Here is a 16,791-nt window from a genome sequence, read left to right on the forward strand (position 1 = left end):
CCATACTCCGACGACGGCAGGGAACAGACTTGGGGGGGTGGGGGGGGAGACATCTGCGAGAGGGGGGTGCCCGGGGCGGGTTGGTCTGGTTCCCCCCCTCCCGGGGGGGGGGGCGGCCCCCCCACCACCGGCGAGCGAGAAGGAGCGGCGACCATGAGCGACACCGCCGAGCACGCTGCCACCCGGCCGGCCCGCGGCACCCGCCCCGCCAATCGCCGCGACCTCATCGTCGCCGCCGCGACCGAACTGTTCTATCGGCGCGGCTACGCCGATGTCGGCACCGGCGACATCGCCGACGCGGTCGCGGTCGGACCGTCCGCGCTGTACCGGCACTTTCGCAACAAGAACGATCTGCTGCGCGCCGTGGTGGCCCAGCCCATCGAGATCGTCACCGAACTGCTCGACGCGGCGCGGGCCGAGCCGGACATCGATCTCGCCCGGACACTGGCCACCGCCATGCTCGGTCAGCGCGCCGTCGGCGTGCTCTGGCACCGGGAGGCGCGGCACCTCGACCCCGACGCGAAAACCGAACTCCGGCAGCGGGCGCGCGGCATCGGCGCACGGTTCGCCGATCTGCTGCGCACGCGGACACCGCGGCTGACGCCCGCTCGGGCCGAAATAATCGGCTGGGCAGCGCTTTCCACGGCGTCCAGCATCTCGTTCCACAATCTGGAACTGCCGCGTCAGCGTTTCGTGCAGGTGCTCACCGACATGGTCGACGCGATCCTCACCGCCGACCTCCCCGTCCCGCGTCCCGCGACCGCACCGCCCGTCGGCCCGTCGGCGGGATGGTCCCCGTCGCGGCGTATCGCCATTCTCACCGCGGCGACGAAACTCTTTGCCGAGCAAGGCTTTTCCGGTGTGGCGCTCGAGGACATCGGCGCGGCCGCCGGCATTGCCGGACCCAGCGTCTACAACCACTTCGACAGCAAGGCCGACATCCTGATCGCCGTTCTCGACCAGGGCAATCACGTCCTGCGGGCCGACATGTACCGCGATCTGACCCGCGCGACCGACGCCGCCGACGCACTCGACCGGCTGCTCACCAGCCACACCGAATTCGCCTTCGAGCAAGCCGGTCTCATCCGGCTGCTCACCTCCGACATCGATCAGCTCCCCGCCGCCGATCGGCACCGTATGCGTGGCGTGCAGCACGAATACATCGCCGAGTGGGTGCAGCTGGTGCGCCAGGTCCACCCCGGCCAGGACGAGCTGGAAGCCCGCCTGCGAGTCCAGGCCGCCCTGAGCGTCATCAACGATCTCGCCGCCACCTCCCGCCTCCGGGCCACCCCTGACACGCCCCGCCTGACCCGTCATCTGGCCGCCGCCCTGCTGGCTCCGCCCCACGGCTGACAGCCCTCGCCCACCCCTCGTGACCAGGCAGAACACCGTGTCAGAGGGCGTATCAGGTCGGTGTCAGGCCGGTATCAGGTCGGGTCGCGACAGTAGTCCACATGAACAGCACAGCAATCGCGGCCTCGGGGCTGCGGAAGGCTTACGGGGACAAGACGATCCTCGACGGCATTGATCTGAATATCGGTGTGGGAACGATCTTCTCGCTGCTCGGGCCGAACGGCGCGGGCAAGACCACGACGGTGAACGTGCTGACCACGCTGCTGAAGGCGGACGGCGGGACGGCCCGGGTCGCCGGGCACGACATCGCCACCGAGACCAAGGCGGTGCGGGCGGCCATCGGGGTGACCGGTCAGTTCGCGGCGGTGGACGACCTGCTGACCGGCGAAGAGAACCTGCAGCTGATGGCCGATCTGCACCGGCTGCGGGGCGCGGCGCGCAAGCAGGTGGTCGACACGCTGCTGGAGCGCTTCGACCTCACCGAATCCGCGCGCAAGCAGGCGGCCGCCTACTCCGGCGGCATGCGCCGCAAGCTGGACCTGGCGATGACGCTGGTCACCAAGCCGGACATCGTCTTCCTCGACGAGCCGACCACCGGACTGGACCCGCGCAGCCGGCGCACCATGTGGGAGATCGTGCGGGAGTTGACCTCCGACGGCGTGACCATCTTCCTCACCACCCAGTACCTCGAGGAGGCCGACCAGCTGGCCGACCGGATCGCGGTTCTCGACGGAGGCCGCATCGTCGCCGAAGGCACCCCGGACGACCTCAAGCGCCGTGTCCCCGGCAGCTACCTCCAACTGCGATTCACCCACCTCACCGAACTGGAAGCAGCCGCACGGATCCTGCCCGCCGCGACCATGGACAGCGAGGCGCTGACCCTGCAGGTGCCCGGCAACGGCGGCACCAAAACCCTGCGGGCCCTGCTGGATCGGCTCGCCGATCACTCGGTCGAGGCCGCGGAGGTCTCCATCCACACCCCTGATCTCGATGACGTTTTCCTTGCCCTGACCGGGCACGCCACCACGGAGGCCGACGCACAATGAGCACCATCGTTTCCACCGGCAGCACCCCGAACCGCACCGTCGCGACCGGCGCCCTGGCAGCGTCGCTGGGCGACTCGGCGATCATGTTGCGCCGCAACTTCAAACACATCGCCCGCAACCCGGTCGCGATCTTCAACGCCGCGCTGATGCCGGTGGTGATGCTGCTGATCTTCGTCTACGTGTTCGGCAGCGCCTTCAATGTCGGCGAGCACTACATCAATTACGCGACACCGGGCATGATCCTGCTGGCCATCAGCTACGGGCTCTCCGGCACCGCGGTCGCGGTGAGTTCGGACATGGCCAAGGGCGTCATCAACCGGTTCAAGGTCATGGACGTTTCCCGCGGCGCCGTGCTGACCGGGCACGTGGTGGCCACCATGCTCACCAATGTGGTCGCCATCGCGGCCGTGCTGGGAGTGGCGTTCGCCCTGGGCTTCCGGCCGCCGGCCACCGCGCTGGACTGGCTGGGCGCGCTCGGCATCGTCCTGGCCACCTCGTTCGGGGCGTCCTGGCTGACCGTCGCCCTGGGCATGGCCGCCAAGACCCCGGAGTCCGCGGGCATGTCCGTGGTGCCGCTGATCATGCTGCCCTTCGTGAGCAGCGCGATCGTCCCGGCCGACCAGATGGGCCAGGGCGTCCGGCAGTTCGCGCAGTACCAGCCCTTCACCCCGATCATCGAGTCCCTGCGCGGGTTCCTCACCGGGCACCCGTCGGGCGGCTACACCGCCGCGGCGCTGGCCTGGTGCGCCGGGTTCGCGATCGTCGGATACCTGTGGTCCCGTGCCACTTTCACGAAGCGAGCGTGATCTCGGCCAGTTCATGCCAGACCGCGCGCGCCCCCTCCCCCGTCGCCTCGGTGAACTTCACGTCACCGAGGCGACTTCGCGTTGTCCGCTCGATCCGGGCCGCATCCGGGTGGGAATGATCCGATACGCCACGCACTGCGGTACTGGCCGCGAGCAGCCGCACCGCCTGCTCGTCCTGCTCCGCCCGCAGCGCCAGATCCGCGAGACCGACCAGCACCTTGGCCAGCAGGGGCGCGTGCCCCGCGGCCGACGCCACCCGGAAGGCCGCGGCCCGATGGTCGCGGGCCTCGTCGAGACCGTCCGCCAGATAGCCGAGCAGATCGTGGATCACCGCACTCATGAACGGCTGCTCCGATTCCCCCGCCAGCAGGGTCTTCGCGACGCCGATCTGCCGGTGCGCCTCTTCGGGATCCGCGTTCCAGCGCGCCAATTCCGCTCGGGCCAGGGCCATTTCGGCCAGCGCGATCGGCCAGCCGGTCTGATCCGCGTACCGCTGGGCCTCGGCCATGGCGGCCGCGCTCGCCGCCGCGTCGCCCAGCAGCCAGTACAGCTGCGCCTGCCGTGACCGCATCCGGACCAGATCCTCGATCGCGCCGACCTCGGCGACCACCGCGATCGCCTGCTCGAGATACTCACACGCACTGGCGAATTCGCCGCGCAGGGCGAGGCTGTCGGCCAGCTCGGTCAGCGCGAACGAGATCCCCCAGCGCTCACCGACGGCCCGGAACTCCGCCAGCGCCAGCTCCAGCTGTTCATCGGCCTCCGGCCCGCCCTGGCCGAGCACGGTCCGCAACTTGCCCAGTTGCAGCCGGGCCAGCGCCCGCACCCACGGATCGTCGTCGCCGAGCAGCGCCTCGAAGGCGGGCAGGAACTGGTCCGGCCCCTGCAGCATGCGTTCCAGCGCGACCACGAACGCCAGCGTCGGATGACCGGTCCGGCCGCCCCCGGTCCGATCGCCGCCGGCCCGGTAGGCCTGGTGGATCCATTCCTCCACGTGGTGTTCGTCATTCGGGCCGGAGGTCATGAAATGCACGACGAGCCCGTAGACCGTGGCCCGGGTCTCGTCGTCGGCTTCGCCGGGCGTCCGGGCGGCCGCGGTGACCAGCTCCATGCCCTCGGCCTTGTGCCCGCTCAGCCACCAGTACCAGCCGGCGGCCGCGGCCAGCCCCATGGCCGCGGTCGCGTCCTCCGCGGCGAGCGCGCCGCGCATGGCGGCCGCGATATTGTCGTGCTCGGGTTCGAGGACGGCGAGCCATTCCAGCTGTTCGGCCCGGCGCAGATGCGGTTCCGCGGTCGCGGCCAGTCCGGTGAAATACGCCAGATGCGCGCGCCGCGCCGCGTCCGCCTCCCCCGCCTCCGCGAGCCGGTCGCGGGCGTACTGCCTGATCGTCTCGAGCATCCGGTAGCGCGGCCCGCCGTCGCCCGCGGTGAGCAGCAGCGATTTCTCGGTCAGCGCGGTCAGCAGCTCGAGCACCTCCCGCTGTTCGACCGCCGCGGGCCGCCCCTCGGATTCGCTACTCGCACAGACCTGTTCGGCCGCCTCGAGGCTCGCGCCGCCGGCGAACACCGAAAGCCGGCGCAGCACAGCCTGTTCAGCCTCGCTGAGCAGTTCCCAGCTCCAGTCCACGACCGCCCGCAGGGTCCGGTGCTGCGGTTGCGCGGTCCGGCTGCCCCCGGTCAGCAGCCGGAACCGATCGTCGAGACGGGTGGCGAGCTGCTCGAGGGACATGGTGCGCAGGCGGGCCGCGGCCAGTTCGATCGCCAGCGGGATCCCGTCGAGCGCACGGCACACGCGGGCCATGGTCGCCAGGGTGCGGGCATCGGCGCCGAGGTCCTGGCGCACCGCGCCGGCGCGGTCGCGCAAAAGCTGGACGGCCGGGGAAGATTCGATCGCGCCGGCGTCCGCGTCCGCGGCGGGCAACGCCAAAGGCTCGACCTGCCAGAGCGCTTCACCGGTGATGCCGAGCGGTTCACGGCTGGTGGCCAGAATGCGCAACCGCTGGCACTCCCCGAGCAGGCGGTGGGCGAACGCCGCCGAGGACTCGATCACGTGCTCGCAGTTGTCGAGGATCAGCAGCATGTCGCGCTCGCGGATGGCCGCGATGAGGCGGTCCATAGGTTCCGCGTTCGCCCCGCCGCCCAGCAGCGCGTCCCGCAGCCCGAGCGCGGCCAGCGCCGCCTGCGCGAGGTCACCGCCCGCGCTCGCCGAGGACAGCTCCACCAGCCACGCGCCGTCCGGCAGCCCGTCGAGCAGGGCGCGCCCGGTCTCCGTGGCCAGCCTGGTCTTTCCCGAACCGCCCGGTCCGGTCACCGTGGTGAGCCGATGGCGGGCGACGAGGGCGCGCACCGCGGCGATGTCGGCCTGCTTGCCGACGTATCGGGTCAGTTCGGCGCGCAGGTTGGTCCGGCGGTCGTCCTCCCGCCCGCCCACCTCCCCGCGCAGCAGGGCGACGTGCAGGGCGGACAGCTCCGGCGAGGGATCCACACCCAGCTCGTCGGCGAGGGCCTCCCGGACCCGCTGGTACACGACCAGCGCCTCGGCGCCCCGGCCCGCGGCGGCGAGCGCGCGCATCAGCGACGCGGCGAGTCGTTCCCGCACGGGGTGCTGGGCCACCAGATCATTCAGTTCGGTGACCAGTTCCGCGCCCCGGCCGAGCCGGAGTTCCGCGTCGTACCGATCCTCGAGCGCACCGACGTGCAGTCCCTCGAGCCGGGCGATCACCGCGTCGAGGGCCGCGCCGTCCTGCGCCCCGATGTCCCGCATGGGCGCGCCGCGCCACAGTGCGAGGGCCTCGCGCAGCAGTTCGGCCTGGTGGACGTCGTCGCCGCCACGGGCCTGGTCGAGGAGCTGTTCGAACCGCACGGCGTCGATGTCGCCGGGCGCCACCGTCAGCCGGTAGCCGCCCGCCTGCACGTCGATCGACCCGTCCGGCAGCACCCGCCGCAATCGGGAAACCAAGGCCTGCAAGGCATTCGCCGCATCGGACGGCGGCTCCTCGCCCCAAATCCAGTCGACCAGCCGCGCTTTCGAGACCGCCCGGCCGGGTTCCAGCGCGAGCGCGATCAGCAGCGACCGCAACCGGGCGCCCGGCACCTCCAGCAATCCGCCGTCGTCTGCCCGGATTTCGAGCGGCCCAAGCATTCCGATCTGCACCCGGACCATTCTGCCGTGCGCTGTCCAGCCGGGCCGAACACATGTCAGCGGACGTGTCAGTCCGGCGTCAGGCCGCTGTCAGCCGGGCTCGCGAAAGTAGTCACATCAGCAGCACAGACCCTCGAAGGAGAAACACCATGACCGCGTTCCAGACCCCCGAAGCCATCACCGTCGCCGTCGACGTGGCCGCCGGAAACGTCACCGTCATCGCCTCGGACCGCACCGACACCGTCGTCGAGATCCGCCCGGCCGACACGTCCAAGAAGGAGGACGTGCGCGCCGCCGAGCAGATCCGCGCCGAGTTCGCCGCGGGCACCCTGACCGTGCAGGCCCCCAAGGGCTGGCGGAAGTTCTCCCCGCTCGCGGGCCGCGGCTCGGTCGAGGTCACCATCGAGATGCCCGCCGGCTCCCGCCTGACCGGTTCGCTCGGCATGGGCAACCTGCTGGGCGCGGGCCCGCTCGGCGAGTGCGAGCTGGAGGTCTCCGCCGGTGACATCACCGTCGAGCACCCGCTCGGCTCGGTCACCGCGAAGGTCGCGAAGGGCGACATCCGCATCGTCGAGGCCACCCGCGGCGTGATCGACGTGGAGACCTCCACCGGCGACCTGTCGGTCGGCATCCACCCGGGCAGCGCCGCCCGGATGGAAACCAACGCGCAGAAGGGCACCATCCAGAACCAGCTGTACCCCGTCAGCCGGCCGCAGGACATCGTCGAGGTCCACGCCCGGAACTCCTACGGCAACATCACCATCGGGCACACCACCGCCGCCTGACCCGCATGGTTGTCGACACCCCGGTTCGGGGCCGCCCACCCGGCGGCCCTGAACCAGTGGAACCGTCAGCGTTCGCGATCGACCAGGGCCAGCGTGACCTCCGTGGCGGTGTCGGCGAGGTCGTCGCGGGAGACCTCGAGGCGACCGTCGATCCAATCCAGATAGAGCGCGACCAGCGCGCCGCTCAGGGCGGTGGAGGTGAGCGCGAGGGCCTGCTCGTCCGCGGGCAGCAGGGCCTGGGCGCCCGAGCCGAGCGCGGCGGCGAGGGCGCGGACGAAAGCCGATGCGCGCTGGGCGGAATGGCGGCGCAGCTCGTCGTCGGCGAGCGGCTCGCGCAGCAGGACGCGGGCGCGGCGCGGGTCCTGCTCGAAATAGTCGGCGCAGATCTCCAGGGCCGCGCGCACCGTCGCGGAAAGCCCGGCGTCCGCGGGCAGGTCCCACATCCGGGACCGCAGCTCGTCGTCGACGCGGTCGTACACCGTTCCAGCAAGCCCTGCGCCGCAATCGGCTCTCGGGCCCGGTTCCCGATGTGCTGCAAGCCAATCGGGCGGTTCCGATCCGAGTGGTGCCCGAATCCGAACTCCGAGCCGGCACCCAGGCGTGGTTCGGCGAGTTCGAGCGCAAGCTGGAGTTCTACAGCAAGCTCGGCCTCGACCTGTCCTGGCTGCTGGTGTGGGCCAAGAAGTACTGGTGGAGCTTCCTGACCCGGGACATGAGCCACAACCACGAGCTCTACGCCTCCGATGTGCGCTACACCGATGTCACGACCTTCGGCCGGACCATCGTCGGCATCGACGACTTCGTCACCTACAACTTCGCCTTCTTCGACGCCATCCCCGATTGGCGCTACGACCCGATCCCCGGCCAGGCCTACATCGACGTCACCCCCGAGGGCACCGTACGCACCGTCATCCGCTACCTCGGCAGCGGCCACTGGCGTGGCCCGCTGCGCCTGTACCCCTACGACGGCAGCGCCCCCGCTCTGTACGGCGACGGCCGCTTCATCCAGTGCCCGGCGGTCGACCGCTACCACTTCACTGCCGACGGCCTCATGGCGGAGGGCGAAACCCTCTACGACGCTTTCGATGTCACGCAGCGTGCCGGCATCCTGCCTCGCGACGACAGCCGGCCATTCCGCGCCCTGCTCGCAGCCACCAAACTCCCGGCCATGCTCGGACGCCTCCGGCCCGCCTGATTCGGGGCCGGGTGTTCGCGACACCGAGCGGGCCGGGACGCCCGGAGGGGCGGCGGTATCGTGGCGATCGTGGATCGTGGTGTCGCCGAGGTTGGCTTGTCCGATGCGAGGCCTGTGCGGGAGTGGCTCGCGGAAGCGGAGCGGAATCCGGCGGGCCTGCCGGACGCGGGATACATCGCGCTGCTGCACGCGGACGGCTCCGAGCTGGAGCGGTTGTGCGAGCTGGCCGATGCGCTCCGGCAGCGGACGGTCGGCGATGCCCTCACCTATGTCGTGAACCGGAATCTGGATACCGCCGTGGTCTCCGGCTCCGCGGCGCGGGAGCGACTGGCCGCGCTGGTGTCCGAGGCGCACGCGCTGGGCGCCACCGAGATCTGCATGCAGGGCCCGCTGCCCGCCGACAGCGATGACGACTATCTGGCGCTGATCGCCGCCATCACCGAGACCGCTCCCCTGCACCTGCACGCCTTCCGCCCGGAGGAACTGCTCGACGGCGCCGCGCGCCGCGCACTGCCCTTGGACGAGTTCCTGGTGCGGGCCAAGGATTCCGGCCTCGGATCGGTTCCCGGCACCGGTGCGCGCATCCTCGACGACGATGTCCGCGCCCGGTTGAAGGGCAGCCCGGATCTGCCCGTGAGCCGCTGGGTGGAGGTGATCGAGACCGCCCACCGCGCGGGCCTGACCTCCACCTCGACCATGGTCTACGGGCATGTGGAGACCCCCGCGCAGCAGGTGGCCCACCTGCGGCTGCTCGCCGATATCCAGGACCGCACCGGCGGCTTCACCGAATTCATCGCCATGCCCATGGTTCCCGTGACCGCGGCGTCCGGCTTCCTGGATCCCGTTGTGCCCGAAGCCCTCCGGCGGCAGACGCGGGCGGTGCACGCCGTCGCGCGGCTGCTCCTGCACGGGCGCATCGACAATATTCAGGCCGCGTGGCCCCGGCTGGGGCTGGCGGTGGCGGTCGAACTGCTGCGCGGCGGCGCGAACGATCTCGGCGGTCTGCTGCTCGACGGCCGGCTCGCGCCGGAGTCCGGCCCGGAGGCCGGGCTGAGCCTCACCGTCACCGATGTCGATCGGATCGCCGCGGAGCTGGGCCGCTCGCTGCGCCGCCGCACCACCCGGTACGGCCATGCCTGAGAGCACGGATCCGGCTATTGCCGAAGGACATTCGAGCCTCGAACGGGTCGACGTGCTGATCGTCGGCGCGGGTTTCGCGGGTATCGGCATGGGCATCCAGCTCGCCCGCCGGGGCCAGGACTCCTTCGTCATCATCGAGCAGGCCGACGATGTGGGCGGCACCTGGCGCGACAACCGCTATCCGGGCGTGGCCTGCGATATCCCCGCCCACCTGTATTCCTTTTCGTTCCGGCCGAATCCGCGGTGGTCGCGGGTGTTCGCCGAGGGCGCGGAGATCCACGCCTACCTGCGGTCGTGCGTCCAGCAGGAGGCGCTGGAACCGTATCTGCGGCTGAATTGCGCGCTGGAACAGGCGGAGTGGGTCGAAGCCGAGGCGCGCTGGTTCGTCCGGACCTCCCGCGGCGACTTCTCGGCCGCCACCCTGATCATCGCCACCGGACGGCTGACCGAACCCCGGATCCCCCCGGTCGCGGAGCTGGAGAATTTCGGTGGCCGGCACTGGCATTCGGCGCGGTGGAATCCGAAGGTGTCGCTGGTCGGCAAGCGGGTCGGCCTGGTGGGCACCGGCGCGTCCGCGGTCCAGATCCTGCCGCGGCTCGCGGGCGAGGCCAGCGAGGTCGTGGTCTTCCAGCGTTCGGCGCCCTATGTGCTGCCGCGCGGGGACCGCTTCTACACCCCCGACGAGCTGTCGAGCTTCGCCGCCGATCCGCGGACCATCACCGAGCTGCGCGACGAGCTGTTCGCCGAGGCCGAGCTCAGCATCGCCGCCCGGCGCCGCCGCCACCCGGAGATCGATCTGCTGCACCAGCGCGCCACGGACCATCTGGCGGCCCAGGTCCGCGATCCACGCCTGCGGCAGCGGCTCAGGCCCGACTACGAAATCGGCTGCAAGCGAATCCTTTTCTCCGACGACTACTACGCGGCCCTGCAGCTGGACACCGTCCATCTGGAACCGACCGAGCTGACCCGCATCGACGACGGCCTGGCCATCGCCGCGAGCGGGCACACCTACGATCTCGAGATCCTGGTCTTCGCCACCGGTTTCAACGCCACCCGGCCGTCGATCGCCAAGCACATCCGGGGCCGCACCTCGCTGCTGTCCGAGCGCTGGAGCAACGGCATGGTCGCGCACGCGTCGACCACCGTGGACGGCTTCCCCAATATGTATGTGCTGGACGGCCCGAACGCGGCGCTGGGCCACAACTCCGCGATCTATGTGATCGAGACCCAGATCGACTACGTGCTCAGCGCGCTGGACCATCTCGCCTCCAGCGCGGACACCGTCCTGGAGGTCACGCCCGAGGCGGTCCGCTCCTCCATGCTCGATATCGAGGAGCGCGCCCGCGACACGGTGTGGACCCAGGGCCGCTGCACGAGCTGGTACCGCGACGAACAGACCGGTCGCGTCACGCTGCTCTGGCCGGACTCAGCGGTCTCGTTCCGCCAGAGCAACGGCGCCTTCGACATTTCCGCCTACCGGTGACCCCGGCCGCGGAGTTTGCGACCGCAGCCATGGTGGCAATCATTCAGACATCTTGGCAGACGGCAGATCCACAGCGTTTCGGCCGAGACCGGACCGGTCCGGCGGCCTAGGCTGAGGGCATGACGCCGCTGCAGCGCTATATCGCAGAGGAAATCGCCACCGATCACGCCGAGGGCCTGCTCAGCCGCCGGGAAGCGCTACGCCGGCTGGGGCTGCTCGGCATGGGGACACCGGCGGCCGTGGCGCTGCTGGCGGCCTGCGCCGACTCGGGCAAGCAGTCCTCCCCCACGACGGCCGCCGCGAGTTCGTCCGCGTCCCCGCCGGCCGCACCGCCCGGCACCGCGACGGCCCTGCAGCCCACCGCGATCACCTTCGCGGGACCCGAGGGCCGCACCCTGCAGGCCGCGTGGGCCGAGGCGTCCCAGCCCATGGGCGGCGTGCTCGTCATCCACGAGAACCGCGGCCTGACCGACCACATCCGTTCGGTGACAGGGCGTTTCGCGGGCGTCGGGTACTCGGCGCTCGCGGTGGATCTGCTCTCCGAGGAGGGTGGCACCGCCACCTTCGCCGATCAGGCGGCCGCCACCGCCGCACTCGGCAAGATCCCTCAGGACCGATTCGTCGCCGATCTGCGCGCGGGCCTGACCGAGCTGCAGCGCCGCGTGCCCGGAAAGAAGCTGGGCGCCACCGGTTTCTGCTTCGGCGGCGGTCTGACCTGGCTGCTGCTCACCTCGGGCACTCCCGAACTCGCGGCCGCCACCCCCTTCTACGGCCCGTTCCCCGACGGCGGCGAGGTCACCGGATCCAAGGCCGCGGTGCTGGCCGTCTACGGCGCGCTGGACAGCCGGGTCGACGCCTCCCGCCCGGCCGCCGAGGCGGCCCTCGACAAGGCGGGGCTCCCGCACGAGAGTTTCGTGGCCGACAATGCCGACCACGCCTTCTTCAACGACACCGGCCCCCGCTACCAGCCCACCGCCGCCGCCGAGGCCTGGCACCGGGTGCTCGACTGGTACGGCCGCTACCTGGCCTGACCCCGCCGGTCACGCCGACCCCGCCGCCTCGCCACGGCCCCGGGCGGGCACTGATGGTTCCATGGGCTCGTGGAATTGCGTCAGTTGCGGTATTTCGTGACCGTCGCCGAGGAGTTGCACTTCGGGCGAGCGGCCGAACGCTTGCACATCGCGCAGCCCGCGGTGAGCCAGCAGGTGCGGCGGCTGGAACGGGATCTGGGCGTGCAATTGCTGGACCGGTCGCCGCGGCGGGTGCGGCTGACCGAGGCTGGGTTGCGCTTCCTGCCCGCGGCACGGGGTGTGCTGGCCGCGGCCGATCGGGCCCGGGCCAGCGTGGCCGGCCTGGCGGGTGGCCGCGCGGACGTGTTCCGGCTGGGCACGGTGACCGGACTGGGCGAGCGCCTGGACGCGGTCCTGGATGCCTTCGCCGAGCAGGCGCCGCAGGTGCAGGTCGAGCTGGTGGCGCTGCCGGTGCGGGATCGGCTGGCCCGGGTGGCGGACGGCGGTCTGGACGCCGCCTTCGTGCGCTCGCCGGAACCCGGTGAGAGCCCGGAACTGGACTTCCTGCCCGCCTGGGACGATCCGCTGGTGGTGGCCCTGCCCGCCAAACACGCACTGGCGACCCAGGATTCGGTCCGGCTGGCGGACCTGGCCACGGTGCCGCTGCGGCTGACCGAGAGGCGCAACCACCCGGCGCTGGTGGATCTGGTGCTGAACGCATGTGTGCGCGCCGGATTCGAGCCGGTGCCCGCGCCCACCTCCACCACCCTCCAGGACACCCTGGCCGCCATCGGCGCGGGCTCGCCCATGTGGACGGTGGTCTACGAATCGAATGCGCGGCAGGTCCACAACGCGCGGGTCGCCTTCCGCCCCTTCGCCGATGCGGGTCTGACCCTGCCCATCGCGCTGGCGGTGCGGGCGGATGCGGTGTCGCCGAATCTGCGCCTGCTGGGCGCTCTGCTCGCGCGCGCGTAGGGATCTCGCGGGCGCACAGGGATCTCGCGGGCGCACAGGCGATAAGGATCGCTTATCGCTGCGCGAACGACCTGCTCATTGGTCGGGGTGTGGTTTTCCGGTGAACTGTTCTCAGGCCGCCGAACGGATCGGAGATCGGAACCCCGGGTTCCGAGATGGCCGGTATCCCAGCAGTTTTCGCGAAGGAGAACAGTCATGCCTATCGTCACCGTGCAGCAGGGCCCGCGCACCGTCGAGCTGAAGCGGGACCTGGTCCGCCGCATCACCGACGCCTTCGTGGACGCCTATCAGATTCCGGCCGAGGCCGTGCAGGTGTGGATCCACGAGACCCCCGCCGATAGCTGGGGCACGGCCGGTCGCCTGACCGCCGACGGCAAATAGCCGGTACACCGGCGGGCCGCCAGGGGGAGCCGAAACCAGCTGTGGCGCACCCGAACCGACCCGCCGGTACCGTTAGATGTCGGACCCGTGACAACCCGGCATCGACTGTGCATGCTCCCAGGTAGACCCCCGTTTTAGTGATACAACGGCAGCATGACGGAGGATGTCGGCAGCGCGGCCGTACCGACAGCGGCGGGGCGCTCGGTGGAATTCTGGGGCTATTGCATGTGGGGCCTCGCGGGATTGGCGATCGCCACCTCGGAGCTGGCGTCGGTCTTCGGACTGGCGAGCTGGCCGACCATCTCGAACACCATCGGACATCTGGAGACTCAGCACTCGTTCGTCCGGCTCATCGTCGTGTCGGTGATCGTGCTGCTGGCGTATTACGCTGTCCCGCAACTGGCCACCCCGCCCGAGCCCACTCCACAGCTGGTCGCCGGGCGCACCCTCACCGTGAACGGCCGTGTCACCAACCCGTATTCGCCGATCACCCTGCTGGGCGCGGGGTATCTGCTGGCCGCGGTGGGCACCTTCGTCTTCGGTGTCCTGTTCGCCGCCACCGACCGCGGCATGCACCCGCAGTCCTACCTGGGTGCGTACGTCCTCTACGGACTGATCGCCCTGATGTGGGTCATCGTGCCCAGCATTCTGGCCATGTTCTTCAGCCGAGATGTGCCCTTCCCCACCCTGTTTCGCACCATCGGCTACCTGGAGCGCCGCGCCCACCCGATCGCCGCCATCCTGCTGGCCGCACTGGTGGTGCTGCTCATCCACCTGGCCTTCTACCCCTGGCCCCGAGTCCAGAGTTGACCGCCCGGCAACGCCGAACCCGTTGCCCCCGAACTATTTACGACCGCGTAGCAACAGAAATGCGGCATAGGCCGCGCCGGAGATGCCGATAACCACGACCACACCGATGGTTGTCAGAATTGCGTCCACCCTTGTGATTCTAGGCTTTTCGGCCCTCGGACGGGGCGCTGTCAGCCTGGAACGGTGCGGCCGCCGGCGAATCACCAGCGCGTCGGCCACCGACACCGGCCGTGTCGTGATCTCGGGCGTGTGCGCCCACCAGCGATGCGGGACGCCCGCGGCGCAGTAGTAGGCGAACCGATCCCGCGCGAACCCGGCGTGCCGCGAGTGCTCGATCCCCGCAACAGGCGTATGCAGGAGCTATGGGTCGCCATCCGCAGCGGACGCCGTTCTATGGGGCGCTGATGCTGGTCGGGGTCATGCTCACCGGGCTGTGGGTCCGGGACTGGCCCTGGCTGTGGCTGCGGGCAGCCGGGTTCGTCGCATTGTTCGTGATCGCGTTCGCCGGGTTCCTCATGACGTTCCGCGACCTCTCATGAAGAGGGCGGAGCTTTCTCCGGGCAAACCACCCGAATCGGACGTGTCACAAACATTGCATACATAGCGATTCATGCATATGGTGTTCGTCGGGCACTACACGAAGGAGGGTTATGGGCGGGCACGAGCATTCACACGGGCATGACCACGCCGGACATGCACACGGCGCGACCGCCGACAGCGACAAGCGCTGGCTGGCCGGCGCGCTGGCAGTCATCGTGGCGTTCCTGCTCGGTGAGGTCGTGGTCGGTCTGGTCGCCAGCTCGCTGGCACTGCTCTCCGACGCCGCCCACATGCTCACCGACGCGGCCTCGATCGTGCTGGCGCTGTGGGCCATCCGGCTGGCGGCCCGGCCCGCCGCGGGCCGCATGACCTACGGCTGGAAGCGCGCCGAGATCCTCTCCGCCCAGGCCAATGGCCTGACCCTGCTGGGCCTGGCGGCCTGGCTCACCTACGAGGCCGTCCGCCGCCTGATCAACCCGCCCGAGGTGACCGGTGGCCTGGTGCTGGCCACCGCGCTGGTCGGCATCGTGGTGAACGTGCTGGCCGGCTGGATGATCAGCCGCGCCAACCGGACCAGTCTCAATGTCGAGGGCGCGTATCAGCACATCCTCAACGACCTCTTCGCCTTCATCGCCACCGCGGTCGCCGGTCTGATCATCATGCTCACCGGCTTCGCCCGCGCCGACGGCATCGCCACCCTGATCGTGGTGGTGCTCATGGTGAAAGCCGGCGTCAGCCTGGTCCGCGCCTCGGGCCGCATCTTCCTCGAGGCCGCGCCCGCCCACCTCGACCCGATCGAGATCGGCCGGGAGATGGCCGAGGTGGACTGCGTCATCGAGGTGCACGACCTGCACATCTGGGAGATCACCTCCGGTACCCCGTCGCTGTCGGCGCACATCCTGGTCGCGCCCGGCACCGACAGCCAGGCGGTGCGCGCCGCGGTCGCCGGCATGCTCTCCGACAAGCACCACATCGATCACAGCGTGCTCCAGGTCGACTACACCGACCACGCGGAATGCCCGGACACCGAGCACGACCACGTCCCGCACTGCCAGGACGCACACGGCCCGGTGCACCGCAAATCCATTGCCACGAACTGAGAGTCGACCGCTGGTTCAGGCACGCACGGAGTGCGGCCCGGCGAGCCGGGCCAGCGCCGCCGCGGCCGGTGACTCCGGCGCGGCGGTGTACACGACCAGCAGCTGATCGGGATCGCCCGGCAGCGCGAGGGTTTCGTAGCCGAGTTCCAGCCGCCCTGCCTCGGCATGTTGAATCAGCTTGGCGCCGCGCGTCTTCTCCTTGATCGGATGCGCGGCCCACAGCCGCCGGAAGACCGCGCTGCGGGCGGAGAGTTCCCCGACCAGCGCCGCCACCCGCGGATCGTCGGGATGCAGTCCCGCATCGCGCCGCAGGAACGCGACGGTCTCGCCGGCCACCGTCTCCCAGTCGGGATAGAAGGTGGATGCGGCGGGATCCAGGAACAGGTAACGCGCCTGGTTGCGTTCCGCGGCGGGTATGCGCGAGAAGCCGGATACCAAGTCGCCCAGGGTATTCCAGGCCAGCACATCCATGCGCCGCCCCAGCACGAAGGCGGGCGCGGTGAGGGCGTCGAGCACCAGCCGGACACCGGGGTGGACGGTGTCGCTGTAGACGCTGGACACGGTGGTCGAATGTGCGTCGACGGTGCCGCCCGGCCGGGCCAGCGCGTACAGGTGCAGCCGCTCCTGATCACTCAGCCGCAGGGCACGGGCGACCGCGTCGAGCACGGCATCCGAAACATGTTTGCCGCGGCCCTGTTCCAGGCGGATGTAGTAGTCGACGCTCACCCCGGCCAGCTGCGCCACCTCCTCACGGCGCAGGCCGGGGACCCGGCGGCGGCCGTATTCGCGCAGCCCCGCGTCCGCGGGCTGGATGCGGGAGCGGCGCGAGCGCAGGAAGTCGCCGAGATCGTTCTGCATGGGGTCCAGCGTACGAACCCATCCTGGTACGGAGGCACGCGATACGGTGCTCGGCTTCTATCGCGGCCGCTTGTCTCGTATCCGATCGGCCGAGCGCAATACCGACCCGTCGGAGCTCCTGGATATCGGCAAGTACCGGATAACCCGGCCACCGGTCACGTCGTAGC

At 70.4% G+C, this 16,791-nt stretch carries 16 protein-coding genes; 13 read left to right on the forward strand and 3 right to left on the reverse strand.

Features of this window, described 5'->3' with window-relative positions:
- Positions 1–153: 153 nt before the first annotated feature.
- The 3 genes from ACFXN1_RS08410 to ACFXN1_RS08420 all read left to right on the forward strand — a co-directional run bounded on the left by ACFXN1_RS08410 (position 154) and on the right by ACFXN1_RS08420 (position 3,205).
- Entirely contained in the window at positions 154–1,353 is a 1,200-nt protein-coding gene (locus ACFXN1_RS08410; protein WP_379444462.1) for a TetR/AcrR family transcriptional regulator, read from the forward strand.
- Between the two features lie 101 nt (positions 1,354–1,454).
- The gene (locus ACFXN1_RS08415; RefSeq protein ID WP_379444460.1) at positions 1,455–2,399 is read left to right on the forward strand and encodes an ATP-binding cassette domain-containing protein; all 945 of its coding nucleotides are present in this window, start codon (positions 1,455–1,457) and stop codon (positions 2,397–2,399) included.
- The gene (locus ACFXN1_RS08420) at positions 2,396–3,205 is read left to right on the forward strand and encodes an ABC transporter permease (RefSeq protein ID WP_379405850.1); all 810 of its coding nucleotides are present in this window, start codon (positions 2,396–2,398) and stop codon (positions 3,203–3,205) included. The genes ACFXN1_RS08415 and ACFXN1_RS08420 overlap by 4 nt, the downstream gene beginning before the upstream one ends.
- On the opposite strand, the gene ACFXN1_RS08425 is transcribed toward ACFXN1_RS08420, so the two are convergent.
- Positions 3,189–6,368 (reverse strand): BTAD domain-containing putative transcriptional regulator, encoded by a 3,180-nt coding sequence (locus ACFXN1_RS08425; protein WP_379463529.1) that lies wholly within the window; start codon positions 6,366–6,368, stop codon positions 3,189–3,191. The two genes, ACFXN1_RS08420 and ACFXN1_RS08425, sit on opposite strands and share 17 nt — an antisense overlap.
- Before the next feature lie 128 nt (positions 6,369–6,496).
- Here ACFXN1_RS08425 and ACFXN1_RS08430 point away from each other — a divergent pair, with 128 nt between their 5' ends.
- Complete coding sequence (locus ACFXN1_RS08430; RefSeq protein WP_379444456.1) at positions 6,497–7,132, forward strand: DUF4097 family beta strand repeat-containing protein; 636 nt, start codon at positions 6,497–6,499, stop codon at positions 7,130–7,132.
- 65 nt (positions 7,133–7,197) lie between these two features.
- Here the strand turns inward: ACFXN1_RS08430 and ACFXN1_RS08435 are convergent, their stop codons facing one another.
- On the reverse strand, positions 7,198–7,611 hold the full coding sequence (locus ACFXN1_RS08435; RefSeq protein ID WP_379444454.1) for a hypothetical protein: 414 nt from the start codon (positions 7,609–7,611) through the stop codon (positions 7,198–7,200).
- A gap of 86 nt (positions 7,612–7,697) precedes the next feature.
- On the opposite strand from ACFXN1_RS08435, the gene ACFXN1_RS08440 reads away from it, so the two are divergent.
- The 9 genes from ACFXN1_RS08440 to ACFXN1_RS08480 all read left to right on the forward strand — a co-directional run bounded on the left by ACFXN1_RS08440 (position 7,698) and on the right by ACFXN1_RS08480 (position 15,766).
- The gene (locus ACFXN1_RS08440; protein WP_379444453.1) at positions 7,698–8,327 is read left to right on the forward strand and encodes a nuclear transport factor 2 family protein; all 630 of its coding nucleotides are present in this window, start codon (positions 7,698–7,700) and stop codon (positions 8,325–8,327) included.
- Between the two features lie 69 nt (positions 8,328–8,396).
- Entirely contained in the window at positions 8,397–9,467 is a 1,071-nt protein-coding gene (locus ACFXN1_RS08445; protein ID WP_379444451.1) for an FO synthase, read from the forward strand.
- Positions 9,460–10,950: a flavin-containing monooxygenase gene (locus ACFXN1_RS08450; RefSeq protein WP_379444449.1), complete on the forward strand. Its 1,491-nt coding sequence runs from the start codon at positions 9,460–9,462 to the stop codon at positions 10,948–10,950. Before ACFXN1_RS08445 ends, ACFXN1_RS08450 begins: the two co-directional genes overlap by 8 nt.
- Before the next feature lie 119 nt (positions 10,951–11,069).
- Complete coding sequence (locus ACFXN1_RS08455; RefSeq protein ID WP_379444448.1) at positions 11,070–11,981, forward strand: dienelactone hydrolase family protein; 912 nt, start codon at positions 11,070–11,072, stop codon at positions 11,979–11,981.
- 69 nt (positions 11,982–12,050) lie between these two features.
- Positions 12,051–12,935, forward strand: a complete 885-nt coding sequence (locus ACFXN1_RS08460) for a LysR substrate-binding domain-containing protein (RefSeq protein WP_379444446.1) — start codon at positions 12,051–12,053, stop codon at positions 12,933–12,935.
- Between the two features lie 195 nt (positions 12,936–13,130).
- Positions 13,131–13,316, forward strand: a complete 186-nt coding sequence (gene dmpI / locus ACFXN1_RS08465) for a 4-oxalocrotonate tautomerase DmpI (protein ID WP_036545806.1) — start codon at positions 13,131–13,133, stop codon at positions 13,314–13,316.
- A gap of 153 nt (positions 13,317–13,469) precedes the next feature.
- Positions 13,470–14,126, forward strand: a complete 657-nt coding sequence (locus ACFXN1_RS08470; protein ID WP_379444445.1) for a hypothetical protein — start codon at positions 13,470–13,472, stop codon at positions 14,124–14,126.
- Between the two features lie 362 nt (positions 14,127–14,488).
- Positions 14,489–14,665, forward strand: a complete 177-nt coding sequence (locus ACFXN1_RS08475) for a hypothetical protein (protein ID WP_354830724.1) — start codon at positions 14,489–14,491, stop codon at positions 14,663–14,665.
- Positions 14,666–14,776: 111 nt separating this feature from the next.
- Entirely contained in the window at positions 14,777–15,766 is a 990-nt protein-coding gene (locus ACFXN1_RS08480; RefSeq protein WP_379397779.1) for a cation diffusion facilitator family transporter, read from the forward strand.
- A gap of 15 nt (positions 15,767–15,781) precedes the next feature.
- On the opposite strand, the gene ACFXN1_RS08485 is transcribed toward ACFXN1_RS08480, so the two are convergent.
- On the reverse strand, positions 15,782–16,624 hold the full coding sequence (locus ACFXN1_RS08485) for a helix-turn-helix transcriptional regulator (RefSeq protein ID WP_379444444.1): 843 nt from the start codon (positions 16,622–16,624) through the stop codon (positions 15,782–15,784).
- Positions 16,625–16,791 lie beyond the last annotated feature (167 nt).

This window comes from Nocardia sp. NPDC059154 (assembly GCF_042755705.1).
GTDB lineage: Bacteria > Actinomycetota > Actinomycetes > Mycobacteriales > Mycobacteriaceae > Nocardia.

Coding starts and splice junctions, on each gene's coding strand:
- ACFXN1_RS08470 (WP_379444445.1), top strand. CDS start 13,470: ATGACGGAGGATGTCGGCAGCGCGGCCGTACCGACAGCGGCGGGGCGC.
- ACFXN1_RS08455 (WP_379444448.1), top strand. CDS start 11,070: ATGACGCCGCTGCAGCGCTATATCGCAGAGGAAATCGCCACCGATCAC.
- ACFXN1_RS08415 (WP_379444460.1), top strand. CDS start 1,455: ATGAACAGCACAGCAATCGCGGCCTCGGGGCTGCGGAAGGCTTACGGG.
- ACFXN1_RS08485 (WP_379444444.1), bottom strand. CDS start 16,624: ATGCAGAACGATCTCGGCGACTTCCTGCGCTCGCGCCGCTCCCGCATC.
- ACFXN1_RS08425 (WP_379463529.1), bottom strand. CDS start 6,368: ATGGTCCGGGTGCAGATCGGAATGCTTGGGCCGCTCGAAATCCGGGCA.
- ACFXN1_RS08420 (WP_379405850.1), top strand. CDS start 2,396: ATGAGCACCATCGTTTCCACCGGCAGCACCCCGAACCGCACCGTCGCG.
- ACFXN1_RS08450 (WP_379444449.1), top strand. CDS start 9,460: ATGCCTGAGAGCACGGATCCGGCTATTGCCGAAGGACATTCGAGCCTC.
- dmpI (WP_036545806.1), top strand. CDS start 13,131: ATGCCTATCGTCACCGTGCAGCAGGGCCCGCGCACCGTCGAGCTGAAG.
- ACFXN1_RS08430 (WP_379444456.1), top strand. CDS start 6,497: ATGACCGCGTTCCAGACCCCCGAAGCCATCACCGTCGCCGTCGACGTG.
- ACFXN1_RS08410 (WP_379444462.1), top strand. CDS start 154: ATGAGCGACACCGCCGAGCACGCTGCCACCCGGCCGGCCCGCGGCACC.
- ACFXN1_RS08475 (WP_354830724.1), top strand. CDS start 14,489: ATGGGTCGCCATCCGCAGCGGACGCCGTTCTATGGGGCGCTGATGCTG.
- ACFXN1_RS08480 (WP_379397779.1), top strand. CDS start 14,777: ATGGGCGGGCACGAGCATTCACACGGGCATGACCACGCCGGACATGCA.